The organism is Geodermatophilus sp. SYSU D00700, assembly GCF_054050255.1.
In genome coordinates this window covers 93,839-108,113 of the sequence record NZ_JBJGZA010000010.1, presented here as the reverse complement: position 1 = coordinate 108,113, position 14,275 = coordinate 93,839, and the positions used below count along the sequence as shown (strand labels likewise).

The 14,275-nt window shown below is 74.0% G+C and carries 10 protein-coding genes; 6 read left to right on the top strand and 4 right to left on the bottom strand.

Translation table 11 applies throughout. The features are described from left to right. The first annotated feature begins 913 nt into the window (after positions 1–913). Positions 914–1,183, top strand: coding sequence for a DUF4242 domain-containing protein (locus tag ACI79V_RS10425; RefSeq protein ID WP_456888960.1), 270 nt, complete (start codon positions 914–916; stop codon positions 1,181–1,183). Here ACI79V_RS10425 and ACI79V_RS10420 read toward each other — a convergent pair. Next, positions 1,128–4,073, bottom strand: coding sequence for an ATP-binding protein (locus ACI79V_RS10420; protein WP_456888959.1), 2,946 nt, complete (start codon positions 4,071–4,073; stop codon positions 1,128–1,130). The genes ACI79V_RS10425 and ACI79V_RS10420 overlap by 56 nt on opposite strands. A 165-nt stretch (positions 4,074–4,238) precedes the next feature. Here ACI79V_RS10420 and ACI79V_RS10415 point away from each other — a divergent pair, with 165 nt between their 5' ends. The 5 genes from ACI79V_RS10415 (at position 4,239) to ACI79V_RS10395 (ending at position 9,861) form a co-directional block, all read left to right on the top strand. Further along, on the top strand, positions 4,239–5,609 hold the full coding sequence (locus ACI79V_RS10415; RefSeq protein ID WP_456888957.1) for an FAD-binding oxidoreductase: 1,371 nt from the start codon (positions 4,239–4,241) through the stop codon (positions 5,607–5,609). A 36-nt stretch (positions 5,610–5,645) separates the two neighbouring features. Next, positions 5,646–6,008 (top strand): hypothetical protein, encoded by a 363-nt coding sequence (locus ACI79V_RS10410; protein ID WP_456888955.1) that lies wholly within the window; start codon positions 5,646–5,648, stop codon positions 6,006–6,008. A gap of 870 nt (positions 6,009–6,878) precedes the next feature. Further along, positions 6,879–7,490 carry a GNAT family N-acetyltransferase gene (locus ACI79V_RS10405; RefSeq protein ID WP_456888952.1) on the top strand — a complete coding sequence of 204 codons (612 nt, stop codon included), beginning with the start codon at positions 6,879–6,881 and terminating at the stop codon, positions 7,488–7,490. Between the two features lie 375 nt (positions 7,491–7,865). After that, positions 7,866–8,828 carry an AraC family transcriptional regulator gene (locus ACI79V_RS10400; protein WP_456888950.1) on the top strand — a complete coding sequence of 321 codons (963 nt, stop codon included), beginning with the start codon at positions 7,866–7,868 and terminating at the stop codon, positions 8,826–8,828. A 64-nt stretch (positions 8,829–8,892) separates the two neighbouring features. Beyond that, the gene (locus ACI79V_RS10395; protein WP_456888947.1) at positions 8,893–9,861 is read left to right on the top strand and encodes a helix-turn-helix transcriptional regulator; all 969 of its coding nucleotides are present in this window, start codon (positions 8,893–8,895) and stop codon (positions 9,859–9,861) included. 407 nt (positions 9,862–10,268) lie between these two features. Here ACI79V_RS10395 and ACI79V_RS10390 read toward each other — a convergent pair whose 3' ends face one another. The 3 genes from ACI79V_RS10390 to ACI79V_RS10380 all read right to left on the bottom strand — a co-directional run bounded on the left by ACI79V_RS10390 (position 10,269) and on the right by ACI79V_RS10380 (position 14,241). After that, positions 10,269–10,547, bottom strand: a complete 279-nt coding sequence (locus ACI79V_RS10390; protein WP_456888945.1) for a hypothetical protein — start codon at positions 10,545–10,547, stop codon at positions 10,269–10,271. Between the two features lie 182 nt (positions 10,548–10,729). Next, positions 10,730–12,079 (bottom strand): ANTAR domain-containing protein, encoded by a 1,350-nt coding sequence (locus tag ACI79V_RS10385; RefSeq protein ID WP_456888943.1) that lies wholly within the window; start codon positions 12,077–12,079, stop codon positions 10,730–10,732. Between the two features lie 914 nt (positions 12,080–12,993). Further along, on the bottom strand, positions 12,994–14,241 hold the full coding sequence (locus ACI79V_RS10380; RefSeq protein ID WP_456888941.1) for a PP2C family protein-serine/threonine phosphatase: 1,248 nt from the start codon (positions 14,239–14,241) through the stop codon (positions 12,994–12,996). Between the last annotated feature and the right edge of the window lie 34 nt (positions 14,242–14,275).

Sequence of the window (14,275 nt, the reverse complement as noted above, 5' to 3'; positions counted from 1 at the left end):
CACCCTCGATGCCCGACGATGACCAACGTCGGCCGATGCCATGGACGGCCGCTGAACTGCAGGTTCGTCGCCAACCAACCGCTGCCGACGATGTCAAGATCAACTCGCAGGGTTATTGGTTCGAGTCCAATCGGGGGAGCATCACCGCAGGTCAGCGGCCTGACGCGGTCGCGGGGCCGGGCCCGCGACCAATCAGCGATCAACAACGAGCGGACCGCCCACCTCGGCCGAGGGCATCCCTCCGCGGCGGTGGTCATCGAGCGGGTGGACGACGAGGACTCCCGACGCCGCGGCGGTCGACATCCCGGGGCATTCATCGGGAGTGCAGCGCCTCACCGCGCCCGAAGGCGGACGCGCTCCGGCGGCACACTCGTGAGGTGACGGCCCCAGCCGTAGTCGTGCAGCTGCCGCCAGGTGACCGCGGCGCGCCAGCCGAACCCGTCGTCGCACAGGCGCCACGCCGTCGGGTGGCCCGCCACCCTGCTGGCCTTTGGCCACCCGTGTCCGGTATCGGATCTGTTCGGCGTGGCCGGCCGGCGGCTGCTCGAGGGGCTGGGGCCGCCCGAGCCGTGGGCCGGCGACGTGACCGCCGCGCTGCCGCTGATCGACGTCCTGGACGGCGAGATCGACGACTGCGAGGCCGCGCTGCGCCGCGAGGGAGCCGAGCACCGGTTCCTGCCGACGCTGATGACCGCGCCGAGCATCGGGCCGGTGCTCCCTCGGGTCTGCTGCGTCCGAGAGGCGACTGGCTCCGCACGCACACGGAACTTCCCGATCCGAGAGTCGTGCGCGGTGGCTCGTCGCGGACTGCGGGGGTGCCCGTGTGCGGCGGACTCCCGCCGGATGCGTGCGTGCGGTCGGTCCATCGTGGGCGTGCCCGAGTACCGTCGGACGCCCGTCGAAGGGCCGGCCGATGCCTGTCTTCATGATCGAACGTCGATTCGCCGACGACCTGGACCTCAGCGCCGAGGACGTGGACGGGGTCAACCGGATCAACGCCGACGAAGGCGTGCAGTGGCTCTACTCGTTCCTCTCCGCCGACAAGCGCAAGACCTACTGCCTGTACGAGGCGCCCTCCGCAGAGGCCATCCGCCGTGCCGCCGCCCGCGCCGGGCTGCCCGCCGACGTCATCGTCGAGATGACCGCGTCGATCCGGCCGGACGGTTCCCTGGCCCCGCTCTGAGGGGTGGCTGCTGGTCCAGCAGCCCGTGAGCTGCGGCGAACACCGCCGCCTGGGTACGGTTCCCCGACCCGGTCTTGACCAGGATGCTGCGTACGTGGTTGGCGGCCGTGTTCTCGCTGATGAACAGACGCTCGGCGATCTCCCGGTTGAGCAGACCCTCCCCGAGCAGCCGGAGCACCTCCGTCTCGCGGAACGTCAGGCCCCCGGGCCGCCGGGGTGCCGGCACGGACGCGCGCGTCCCCCTGAGGATCCGCAGGACGCGCTGGAGTCCCAGGGGCTCCGCCAGCCCGCGGACCCGTCCGGCCAGCTCGTCGATGACCCTGGAGTCGGCACCCGTCCGGCGACCGTGCACCACCTGCGCCGCGAGGCTGTGGGCCAGGTGCACAGCGGACCCCATGCGGGTGTCCATCTCAACGGCCGAGGCCAGCTCCTCGTCCGCCGGCTCGCCCAGCAGTGAGTCGAGGGCGCCGAGGTACCGGTCGGCGCTGCCGAACACGGCGACGAACTGACCGGCCACGAGGTTGGTCCCGGCGTACTCGGCCACCAGCGGGCGCAGTGCCCGCCCCGCAGCCCGGTCCTCGAGGAAGAGGGCCGCCTCGACCGCGTACACCAGGACGCACGGCCATTGCGCCGAGTCCTCGTAGCCCGCCAGCCGGCCCTCGGACAACCACGCGAGCAGCCGCGCCGCCGGCACGGCCAGCCCGAGCTCGGTGTAGAGGGCGAGCAGACCCGGTGCCCAGTGCTCCTCGGGCCGTTCTTCACCGCTGATGAGGTGGCGGACCTGGCCGACCGCCCCGCTCTCCCGCCGGATCATGTAGCTCTGCACGGCGCACGGGCCCTCGGTGTCGTCGCTGCCGAACGACGTGCCCAGATCGAGCAGATCCCCACAGGTGCGGTGCGCCGCGGCGAAGTCCCCGGCCATGAACTGCCGGGCGCAACTGATGCAGCCGGCCATGTAGTCGAAGAACGTCTGGCCCGTTGCCCGCGCCATCCGGACGAGGTCGTCGTGGGCCTGTGCGAGGGCAACGGGCTCGCCCTGCAGGTAGGAGATGACGCCGCGGTAGTAGGCCGCCGGTCCCAGGTGCCCCAGCGCGCCCGTCCGGTCGGCCAACCGGGACAGCTCTCCCGCGCGGGCCAGCTTGTCCGGCGCGTCCTTGGGGCGCAGGCCGTTCCACAGACTGGCCTGGAGCGCGTGGGCGAGTAGGTCGTCGTCCCCCTGCTCCCGCGCCAGCCTCACCGCTCGACGACCGAGGGCGCCGGCCTCGGCGGTGGCACCGGTGAAGGCCATCGCCCGGCCGAGGCTGGCCAGGCCCCGCACGTAGCGCGGGTCGGTCGGGTCGGGCTCGATCCCCGCCAGGGCGTCGACGAGCAGCTCCACCGCTCGGTGCCCCGGGAGGCCCGGACGCCAGGACGCGTCCTCGTACGCCACCGCGCCGGCCAGCCGCTCAGCGGAGGATCCCGCGTCGGTCGCCACTCGCTCGGCGACTGCCCGGGCCCGCGCGAAGTCGCCGGCGAGCAGGTGGCTGCCCGCCGCAGCGAGTACCAGCCGACTGCGCTCGGCGTCGTCCTCGCTGAGGCCAGCGGCCTGCTCGAACCACCCAGCCGCGTCCTCGTGGGCCAGACTCCGCTCCGCCGCCCGGGCTGCGTCGGTCAGGTAGCGCAGCGCCTCGGCGGCGTGACCGAGGGCCTGCGCCTGCGCGTAGTGGAAGGCCAGCCGCTGGGTCCGTCGCTCGGAATCCGGGACGGTGGTCTCGACCGCCTGTGCCACACCGGCGTGCAGGTGGAGGCGACGCGAGGTCGGCATCAGGTCGAGGACCGCCTGCCGGCACAGGGCGTGCGGGAACCGCAGCGTGTCGTCCGAGGGCGGTACGAGCTCCATGAGACCGAACGCGACGGCCTCGTCCAGCCCGGCCAGGGTGGTCTCGCGACTCCACTCGGCCGCGGCGAGCACGGTGGCGACATCGACGTCTTCCCCGACGACGGCGGCCAGCTCGACGGTCTGTCGCCCGGGGGACGTCAGGCGTTCCAGGCGGCTGAGGATCGTGTCCCGGACCGAGGCCGGCGCCTTCCCTCCCGCCAGGCCCGCCCCGCCGCGCGCGAGGTGGTCCCGCCACAGCTCGCGCAGGAAGAACGGATTGCCACCGGTCTGGTCCCGCAGCACGGTCGCCGCGCTGCGCGCGGCACGTGGGGAGAGGTGTCCCTCCACGACCAGGTACTGAGCGATGTCCTCCGCCGCCAGGCCGGCGAGGTCGAGCCGTCGCACGCCGTCGAGCCGGTACAGCTGGGCGATGGTGCGAACCAGCCCCGCCGAGCGGTCCGGCGCCGTGGTGCGGTGGGTGGCCAGCAGGAGGATCGGCGCGTCCGCGGTGCGTTCCACGAGGTGCGCGAGCAGCTGCAACGACGACGCCCCGGCCCAGTGGAGATCCTCCAGCACGAGGACGAGCGGTCGGTCGGCGGCTGCGTCGCACAGGGCCTCGACCGCCGCGTCGTACAGCACTCGGCGGTGCTCGTGCGACGGACCGTCGGCATGCACCACTGTGCTCCGTCCCGCGAGGAGCGACAGCCGCTCGTCCTGCCTGGCCTCGCCCCGGGCGCCGAGCAGTGCCGCGAGCGGCTCGCCGAACGGCTGGTAGGGCGGCCCGAACTCCGCCGCGCACGTGCCCACCAGCACGGCGGCCCCGTGCCGGTGCAGGGTGGTGGACACCTCGGCGACCAGGCGAGACTTGCCTGCTCCGGGCTCGCCCCCGACGAAGACGACCTGCCGGCTGCCGGCGAGAACCGCGGTCCAGACCTCCTCGAACGTGGCCAGCTCGCACCACCGGCCGACGAAGGCTGGACGCGCCGGTGAGGACCAGCGCGCCGGCAGCGACGGTGGTGCCCAGCCGGACACGACAGCGAGGCTAGACCGCGCACGCCCGCCGCGTCGATGACCAGATCTGGTCATGAGCGGCCGCGAGTCGATGCGCACTTCTGGTCATGTGCGGGTGCCGCGACGTCCCTACCGTCGATCGCATCCCGCCCGAGCGGAAGAACGCGACCCATCCGAGGAGCAGCCATGGTCATGTCAGCGTTCGACGCCCTCGCCGATCGCGTGCGAGGACCCCTGGTCCGTCCGGGGGATGAGGACTACGAGGACGTCCGGCACGTCTACAACGCCATGATCGACGCCCGTCCGGCGGCGGTGGTCCGGTGCGCGGACACGGCCGACGTCGTGGCCGTGGTGCGGCACGCCGCCGAGACGGGGATCCCGCTGGCCGTACGCGGCGGCGGGCACAGCGTGCCGGGCTTCGGCACCGCGGACGACGCGCTCGTGGCGGACCTCTCGGCCATGCAGGCGGTGGACGTCGATGACGAGACCCGCACGGCCACCGCCGGGGGCGGCACCACCTGGGGCCGGTTCAACGACGTCACCGCCGCTCACGGCCTGGCGACGACCGGTGGCATCATCTCCACCACCGGGATCGGTGGCCTCACGCTCGGCGGGGGTATCGGCTACCTCTGCCGCGGCTACGGACTCTCCTGCGACAACCTGCTGTCCGCCGAGGTGGTGACCGCCGACGGGGCGGTCGTGATCGCGAGTGAGTCCGAAGACCCCGAGCTGCTGTGGGCACTGCGCGGTGGCGGCGGCAACTTCGGTGCCGTCACCCGGTTCACCTACCGGCTGCACCCGGTGACCACGGTCTACGGCGGTCCGATGTTCTTCGAGCTCTCTGACGGCACGGCCCTCCTGACCCACTTCCGCGAGTTCATCCGGACGGCGCCGCGCGAGTACGGCGGCTTCCCCGCCTTCCAGATCGCGCCACCGCTGCCCTTCGTACCGGAGAACCGGGTCGGGGAGCCGTTCGTGGCGCTGGTGTCCTGCTGGACGGGCGACCCGGCCGAGGGCGAGCGCCTGCTCGACGGCTTCCGGCAGGTGGCCCGTCCGGTGGCCGAGCACATCGGGGAGATGCCGTACGCGGCGCTCAACAGCGCGTTCGACGCCCTGGTGCCGCCGGGGCTGCAGCACTACTGGAAGGCCGCCTTCGTCAGGGAGCTCACCGACGACGCGATCGCCGCGCACATGGAGCACGGGCCGCAGGTGCCCACCGTCAACTCGACGGTGCACCTGTACCCGATCAACGGTGCCGTCCACGACGTGGCGGGGGACGCCACGGCGTTCGGCCACCGCGATGCGTCCTTCGCGCCGGTGATCGCGGGGATGTGGCCGGACCCGGCGGACAACGAGCGCAACACGGCCTGGGTCCGCGACTACTACGCGGCCATCGCCCCCCACTCAGAAGTGGGTGGCTACGTCAACTTCGCCTCGGCCGACGACCAGTCACGGGCCGGCGCCAACTACGGCAACAACTACGACCGCCTGCGGCAGCTGAAGCGGCGTTACGACCCCGGGAACCTGTTCCGGCTGAACCAGAACATCGAGCCCTGATCCGGCCCCGCGGACCACTCGAACCGAGGAGACACCATGCGCGCGTTCGACCGCACGGACCTGCCGCTGGCAATCGAGGGAGGAGGTGTGGAGTTCCGGACCGACCGGGCCGGTGAGAACAACATCGCCTGGGTGCGCCTACCGGCCGGGGCGGACCTCCGGTCGGGTCTGGCCGGCCTTCCGGATGACCTCTGCTCCTGCCCCCACTGGGGCTACATGATCTCCGGTCGCCTGGTCATGCACACCAAGGACGGTGACTCGACCTACGAGGCGGGACAGGCCTTCTACTGGGCCCCCGGGCATGCGCCGGAGGCTCTCGAGGACTGCGAGTACCTCGACGTGTCGCCGTCCGCCGAGCTCGAGGAGGTCGTTCACCACCTCCAGCGTGGCTCCGCATAGGGGGCCGTGACGGAGGCTCCCGGTTGCCTCGACCGGTTCCCTCGACGGGATCGGCGAGGCAGCACGGAGCGCCGTGGCCGACCCGTGGTGATCCGACCCGGCAGACCGCGTCACACGGCGACCCCCAGGGGCCCCGGTTCCTCGATCGGGCAGACGCTGAGGACGCGCTCGCGAGCTCATGCCGGCGGCCACCGGGATGCGTCGCCTCGAGGCGCTCGCTCTGCGCTGCTGGGACCTCGACCTCCGTACCGCTCGGCTGCAGGTCCGGCCCAGTGTCGGGGTGGTGGAGGGCGAGGGCCCCGGCCAGCGGCTGGTCGGGAGCCCGGCCGGTCCCGGGTCGTCGACCTCGACGCCAGCATCGTGGCCGCGCTCCACACCCACCGCGTCGCCCGCTGTCGGATGACCGTCGATCTCGTCCGGGACTCCGTGCTCGTCGTAGGAGCGCGCGTCGGTGAAGACCTGCATGAACCAGCTCGGCCGCAGGATCGACCGGCTGTGGCCGCTGCTGCGGACGACGTCCTCGGCCCGCACGGACCACCCGACGGGGCCGGCCTGATCGGCGTCCCTCTCGGAGAGCAGGACGACGTGTGCCCCGGGCGGCGTCGCCTCGAGCAGGGCGCCGACGAGCTCCGGGGCGTCGGCGCGGATGGGCAGGACGACGTACAGCGCGTCCACGCCGTCGGTGGCCCCGAGCCAGTCGGCGGGGCTTCCGCAGCTCCCCCGGGTGGTCGTGACCCCCAGACGCCGGCGGTGCTGTGGGACTCGCCGCGGTGAGGGCCACCGGCCCACCGGAGTGGAGGCGGGCGTGGCGAGGTGGGTGTTCGCCAACCACTCGGCCTCCGCTCCGCGCGCCGCGCCCGCGTGTCGGCGATGACCGACGACTCCGAAATGGGCTTCGCCGTGTGGATCGCATGGTCGAGGCTGGCCGTCGTGCTGCGACCACTACGCGCGAGTGACCTTGCGGCGGTGCGCGACCTCGTCGTCGCGGCCGGCATGTTCACGGCCGACGAGGCGGCCTTCCTCGACGACGAGCTCGGACCACTCATCCGGATGCCGAGACCGGGCGACGGCGACGGCGATGGTGATGGCGATGGTCGGACCTGCCTGGTCCAGGAGGCCGAGTTGCCGGTGCATCCCGCCGCGCTCGCCGGCCCACCTGCGGCGAGGACGGTGACGGCGGTCGTGTACTACCGGCCCGAAGAGGCCGCCGACCGCGTCTGGGACCTCACCATGATCGCGGTCCATCCGGATGTGCAGGGTCGCGGTACCGGACGGATGCTGATGCGCTACGCCGAATCCGACCTGTCCGCCCGCGGCGGGCGCTTGCTGGCCGTGCGGACCTCGGGCACCCCGCAGTACGCCGGTACCCGCGCCTTCTACCACCGGTGCGGCTACGACCGGATCGCCCAGGTCCCGGACTGGTGGACCGACGGTGACGACTTGGTCTTGTTCACCAAGCGGCTGACCGCACGGACACGGTGAGCGGCCGATCGGCCCGTCCTCACCAGGCTTCTCCACGGGTGCCCGGGCCGGCGACCGTGCGCGCCGGCAGCTTCGTCGGCCACTCCGCCCTTGTCGGCGAGCGCCACCATTGCGTCATGCGAGCCTGAGATCGCGGCGGGGTGCGTGGGCGTGATCGCGGTGGCGTGCGTGAGATTGCGGCGGCGAGCGTGACCGCGGCGGCCACCTGGGTAGCCCCATCCGTACTCCGTCGAGTGCGTGCGCGAAGCGGCATCCACTGCGCTGCGGGGCGAAGGGCTTCGCACCGCGGGTGTCGGCGGCTACCGTCGGCCGGGCCGGCGCTGCCGGTGGCGGCCCAGCCACGGCCCCTGGAACGCGCACCCTCGGAGTCGCGTCATGCCGGTCGAGGTCGTCGAGCTGTCGATCCGGGAGCCGGACGTCGCCCAGGCCGTGCTCACCGACCTCTACCGCTCGGAGCGTCCGCTCGCGTTCTCCGGCGTCCGCGGGTCGTTCACCTGCGAGCTCCGGTCGGCAACGGCCGGTCACCTGACCGCGGACCGGCTGCGGTTCACCGCGGGCATGCGCTGCGCGGTCGCTCCGCTGAGCGACCTCGTGGTGGCCAGTCCGGTGAGCGGTGGGTGCCGGTACGTGGCGGGCCGGGAGCAGGTCATCACGCGACCGGGCGTGGTGTTCCGGTGCCCGACCGGCGTGCCGTTCACGAACGAGTGGGACGACGTGGACGTGGGCATCGTGCGGCTGCCGCTGGCGGTGATCGAGCGGGTGGCCGAGGAGCGGCTGGGGGTCCCCGGGACCGATGTCCGGTTCGACGGGATGGGACCGGTGTCCGAGCCGATGCGCCGCACGTGGGTGGGGCTGATGCGGTTCGTGCACCAGCAGGTGGCCGATCCCGGCAGCGGGCTGGCCGAGCCGCTGGTCGCCGCGCAGCTGGCCGAGCTGGTGGCGGCGACCGCGCTGGCGGCGTTCCCGAACACGACGATGACGTCGGGCTACCTGCCCGGCGCCGGCGCGGTGGCGCCGGCGGTGGTGCGCCGGGCGGTGGCGTTCGTGGACGGGCACGCCTCGCTGCGGATCACCGTGACCGACGTCGCCCGCGCCGCCGGGGTCGGCCCGCGGGCACTGCAGCTGGCCTTCACCCGCCACCTCGGGCTGTCCCCGATGGGCTATGTGCGGCGGGTGCGGCTGGAGGGTGCGCACCGGGAGCTGCAGGCCGCCGACCCCACCGCCGGGGACACGGTGGCGGCGATCGCACGCCGCTGGGGGTTCGCCAAGCCCGACCGGTTCGCCGCCGCCTACCGCGCCGCCTACGGGGTGACCCCCGCCCACACCCTGCGCACCTGATGGTCCTCGGACTGACATCGCCCTGCGAGTTGACATCGCCTCACGAGCGGGGGAGGAGAGCGGCATGGAAACCCCCACACCGGGAGCACTACGGCGGCATCAGTACGCCACGTCTGACCCGGGCGAGGCGCGAGAGCTCATCGACGACCTCTTCGGCGGCCGGCTGCAGCTGAAGGCTTCCCCGGACACCAGATGGGAGGCCAGCGTCAGGATGCTGGACGCGGGTGCGTTCAGCATCAGCGATGTCAGGGTGCCGGCCGACCTCACGTTCGACTTGGCCGGCCAGGACGACGTCCTCATCTCCGTAGCCGTCGCCGGTGCCATCGGGTACGACCGCGGGCACGACCTCGAGCGGTACGTGCCCGGGGACGTGTTCATCGCCAATCACCCCGACACCCGAGCCGTCGCCGACAGTCATGAAGCTCGGACCTTCAGCGTCGCCCTCCCACAGTCACTGCTCACGGACGTCGCCCGGGGCACTCCCGCCACGAACGAGCCGTGGCGGTTCACCGCCTCGCAGGCCACTCCCGGCGGAGCTGCTCGATGGCGGCAGGTCACCCGCTTCGTCGACGACCTGCTCGCCGGATCCGAGATGGCCGCATCCCCGCTGGTTCTCGGTCCTGCCGGACGGCTGCTCGCCGCGACCGCCGTGACCGTCTTCCCCCACACCCTGCTGCCGGCGCTGGTGCCTGCCGACCGGGTGGACGCCCACCCCGGCACGCTGCGCCGAGCCGTGGCCTACATCGAGGCCAATCCCGACCTCGATCTCTCCGTCGCCGACATCGCCCGGGCCGCCTACGTCACCCCACGAGCGGTGCAGCTGGCGTTCCGGCGGCACCTCGGCACGACGCCCATGGCCTACCTGCGCCGAGTCCGTCTCGAACAGGCCCACCGGCAGCTGCGCAACGCGACGCCCGGCGACAGGGTGACCGTCACCGCCGTCGCGGCGCGCTGGGGTTTCACCCCCAGCCGGTTCACCGAGCACTACCGGGCCGCCTACGGCGTGCTGCCCAGCCGCACCCTGCGCACCTGACCCGTCCTGTGCGGCCCGCAGCCGACGGCGCTCCAGCGCCCGGCGCAGCACCTCGGCGCGCTGGGAGCAGGCACGTGCCTCGGCGACGAGCTCGGCCGCGGAGCGCCGGGCCCGCTCGGCCGCAGCGGCGCGACGCGCCGCTACCGCGGACCGGTTCGTCGGCCCTCCGCGCTGCGCGTGCCCCCAGCCGTCGGCCATCGCGCCCACCGGTGCCCTCGCTGCCTGCTCGTGGGGCGCCGCGTGCGGAGGGCCACCGCCTGGGCTCAGCGGGGCGCTGCTCGTCCGAGAAACCGGCCGCACGCGGCGACCCGCGGTCAGTGGACTCCCCGGCCGCGGACGGCGCCGACCGAGCCGGCCCGCGGCTGCGCTTCGTGGGGGTGTCGGTTCGCCTGCCGGGGAACCGCCGGTCAGCGCGCGGCGGACTCGAGCGCGTCGGCCCGCGCCCACATCCGCAGCGCCAGGCGGCGTTGCGCGTCGGCCCGTGTGCGCGCCCGTGCCGCCCGGTTCCGGTGCGGCTCGGGCTCATCGGTGGTGCCGGCGGCGGCGTCCGCGGCGTCCGCGACGGCGTCGTAGCTCAACGCCGCGGCGGCGGCCGTCGCGGCGGCCGCCCGGATCGCTTCAGCGGACTGGCGCACGGCCGCGGCCCGCCTACAGCTGAGCGGCGACCGCTCGGGTGCTGCCGTCACGGGGGGAGCGTGCGCAGCCCGCCACCGGCCGGCTACCCCTGCCGACGAACGGTCCACCCCGCGGACTCGCCCGGAAACGAAGCACGCCGCCAGAGGGCCGCCGACATCGGACGGGGCTCCGCCACAGCACTCCAGTGCCCGGGCCTCGGCGAGGTGGACGACGACGGCGACCTGCGGCCCGGTCAGATGCGGTCGAGGATGGTCAGCACGTCCGGATTGCCCGCGACCACCATCGGGGCCAGGTCGCGGACCTTGACGTTGAGCGCCTGGCTGAGCCGGGACAGCCGGTCGAACGCGTCCTCGGCGGAGCCGCCGGTGCGGGCGATCAGCACTCCCTTCGCCTGGTCGATGACCGCCCGGGAGGTCAGCGCCCGCTCCAGGTTGGCCGCCAGCTGTCCGAGCGCGGCCCGCTCGGCGACCTCGCGCAGGATGGCGGCGACCGCCGCGGCGACCATCTCCCCCAGCCGGACGCTGCCGCCGGTGAACACGCCCGGGCGGTCGCTGTAGACGTTGAGGACCATCCACCGCTGGTCGGGCAGCTGCGCCGGCACGGCCAGCACGCTGCGCACGCCGGCATCGGTGAGCAGGCCGCGCAGCCGCGGCCAGCGGGCGTCGGTGGTGACGTCGGCGGTGACGACGACGGCTCGCTGCTCGTAGGCGTCCTGGCAGGGGCCCTCCCCGGCGACCATCTGGTGGCCGTCGAAGACCTGCGCGACGGTGTCGTCGCTGGCCAGCAGCTGTGGCTCCATCGGCGGGCCGACGTTGATGCTCAGCGCGGTCGCGCCGGGCACTGCTCCGCGGACGACGGTGACGATCCGGTGCAGCAGCCGCTGCTCGTCACCGGCGTCCAGCGGCAGCAGGACCAGCTCAGCGAACGCCTGGGCCATCGCCATCCCCGCGCCGCCGGCTTCGCCGGCCGCCTCCGTGGCCACCGGCTCGGTGGCTGCCGCCTCGCCGGCCGGGGGCAGCGCGGCCGGGCTGCCGATGGCGGGCGCTTCGATGCCCAGCCAGCGCAGCACCGCCGGTCCCGGCGAGGTCGCCTCCGGCCAGCCGAACAGCCGGACCGGCCGGGCCCGCCCGTCCCGGCCATGGAAGGTGACGTCGACCTGGGCCTCGCCACGCTCGCCGGTGGCCAGCACCGACAGCGCCCGGCGCAGCGGGCCGCGGTCGGCCAGCTCGACCGAGGCCAGCAGCACCCGCCGGGCCAGCCGGGCGGCGGGCAGGCCGAGCAGCTGGGCCGCGGCGGGGTTGCCGTGCAGGATCTGCCCCTCGGCGTCGGTCCGCAGCAGCGCCACCGGCAGCGTGTCGGCCAGCTGGTGTTCCCGGCGCCGCCGGTCGGTGGCCAGCAGTTCGGCGATGGTCTCCTGCTGGGTGCGCAGCTCCTCCTCGGCGACCCGCAGCTCCTCGTAGGCGACCTCGAGCTCGGTCAGCGCCTCCGACAGCTGTTCCTCCGGCGCCGGCGGAGCGCCCCGGAGCCGTCCCAGCGCGGCGGCGATGACGGCGGAGTCCACCTGCGTCGGCGGTTCGGCCACGGTGCCCTCCCCGCGAGGCGGGATGTCAGCGCGGAGCTCGTGCGCCACCGAGCGTACGGCCGGCCGTGCCGATGCGGAGAGCGCCGTCGAGCCCACGGCATCGACCCGGCGACGTCGACGCATCGGCGGGCTCGCCGGCCGGACCGGCTCACCGGCGCCGGAGCACCGCCGGAAGACCTGCGGGCACCTGGCCGCGGCGTCCTCGTCGGTGCGCGCCCGTTCCTGCGGCGGCTGCTGCCGCTCGTCGACCTCGAGGACGTTCCGATCCCCCCTCCGCGCGCCCGGCATCCGTGCCGGCTGCTACCGGTGCCGGCCGTGTCGCCGCGGGAGCGGGAGGCCGACCAGATGCCGCCGGTCGAGCCTGAGCCACTCGCCGGACCGCCGGAGTCGGCCGGAGGACGTCCGACCGGCTGAAGGCACCCGGGCGGCATGCCGTCGACGGTGGGCCTACCGGGGCACCGGGAGGCGGCGGACGGCGAGGACGGCGACGCCGGCGGAGCCGGTCAGGACGGCGAACCTGAGTCCGCCATCGGCGATGATCGGCCTCCCGGTTAACACGGCACCGCACGTGTTGCAGGGCCGCATCAGCGCAGGTCAGCTGCGCCTCCAGCAGGATCGCCTCCGCCCGGTCACGCACGGACCTGCTCCGCAGCCGGAGCACGATCGCCGTCTCCCGTGCGGTTCGGGGCCGGATCCGTTGCATGGCCCGTCCCTCCCCGTCTCATGCCGTCTCGTGCCCGGGCTGGCTTGGTGCGCCACCCCAGCATCGCCCCGGCGGCTGCCCCGGCTACCCGTTCACACTCGTGTCGCACCCTCGGTGACCGCGCCGAGACCGCGGACACGTGCGGTCACGCCCTGCCGACGGGACCCGTCTCCGGAAGCCGTCCCGGAGCTGCGGGCTTCCGAGGTGCGGATCAGGCGCTCGGCGAGGTGCGGTCGGGATCGGCCCCCTGCTCGGTGGTGCGGGCGCGCGGCGGCCCGCCGTACCAGTCGAAGCAGAGCATCGTGGCGTCGTCGCGGAGCTCCGCGCCGGTCGCGGTCAGCACGGCGGCCCCGAGGGCGTGCACGACCTCCCGCGGGTGCAGGTCCGCGGTGTCGGCCAGCGCCGCGGCCACGTCGAGGGATGCCGCGTTGCGCTCGAGCATGCCGTCGGTGAGGAAGACGATCCGGTCGCCGGGCTCGAGAGGGAGGCGCTGCACGTCGAAGGCCTTGCCGGGCAGCACCCCGAAGGGTGCCTCGACGCGTAGGGCGATCTCCTCCACGATCCCGCCGCGCAGGCGCAGCGGCAGGGTGTGCCCGGCGTTGACGATCTCGGCGGTGCCGGCGTGCAGGTCGACGCGTACGAGCTGACCGGTGACGAACTGGCCCGGGGGCGCGTTCTCGGCCAGGCAGTCGTTGGCGTAGCCGGCCTGCGCGGCGAGGCCGAGCCCCTTCCGGCGGCCGTTGCGCAGGCCGCCGACCAGCAGAGTGGCCAGCAGGGCTGCCGCGACCTGATGACCGACCGCGTCGGTGATCGACAGCTGCAGGAAGTCGCGGTCGAGGTTGTAGTCGAAGGTGTCCCCACCCACCGCGGCGGCCGGCTCCAGCCAGCCGGCCAGGGTGAACTGCCCGGCCTCGCAGGTGTAGGCGGCCGGCAGCAGCCGGCGCTGGATCTCCGCCGCCAGGGAGAACGGAGTCGTGCGCATGCCCCACTCGAACACGTCGGTGTGCCGGCGGGCGGCGACCAGGACGTAGGCCAGCGCGTGCGCGGCGTCGCCGATGTCGGCGACCTCCCGAGCCGAGGGGAACCGGGGCAGCGTCAGCTCCAGCAGCCCGATGGCGTCCCCGCGGTCGGTGACCGGAACGACGAGCCGGGCGCCGCCGGTGACCCGCTGCACATCGGCCTGCTGCGTCCGCAGGACGCGGTCGTACACGGTGCCCGGCAGCGGAAGCGTCTCGGCCTGCTCCGGTCCCCGGCTGCGGGCGCCGTCGACCCGGTCGGCCGACGTCAGCCGCACGACCGCGCGGCCGCTGAAGTCGACGAGGAGCAGGTGCACCTGGCGGGCGTCGACCATCTCCGCGAGCGCGGCCGCGACCGCCGGCACCGCGTCGACCGGCGCGGCCGCCTCGACCTCGTGCAGCAGTCCACCGACATCCAGCCGACCCCCGCCCGGTCCACCCACGCGCCGACCCTAGCCGGGCGGCGACGGCCCGCGG

Excerpts from the sequence above, each read along its gene's own strand:
- ACI79V_RS10425 (WP_456888960.1), top strand. The coding sequence starts at position 914 with ATGCCTGTCTTCATGATCGAACGTCGATTCGCCGACGACCTGGACCTC.
- ACI79V_RS10415 (WP_456888957.1), top strand. The coding sequence starts at position 4,239 with ATGGTCATGTCAGCGTTCGACGCCCTCGCCGATCGCGTGCGAGGACCC.
- ACI79V_RS10410 (WP_456888955.1), top strand. The coding sequence starts at position 5,646 with ATGCGCGCGTTCGACCGCACGGACCTGCCGCTGGCAATCGAGGGAGGA.
- ACI79V_RS10405 (WP_456888952.1), top strand. The coding sequence starts at position 6,879 with ATGACCGACGACTCCGAAATGGGCTTCGCCGTGTGGATCGCATGGTCG.
- ACI79V_RS10400 (WP_456888950.1), top strand. The coding sequence starts at position 7,866 with ATGCCGGTCGAGGTCGTCGAGCTGTCGATCCGGGAGCCGGACGTCGCC.
- ACI79V_RS10395 (WP_456888947.1), top strand. The coding sequence starts at position 8,893 with ATGGAAACCCCCACACCGGGAGCACTACGGCGGCATCAGTACGCCACG.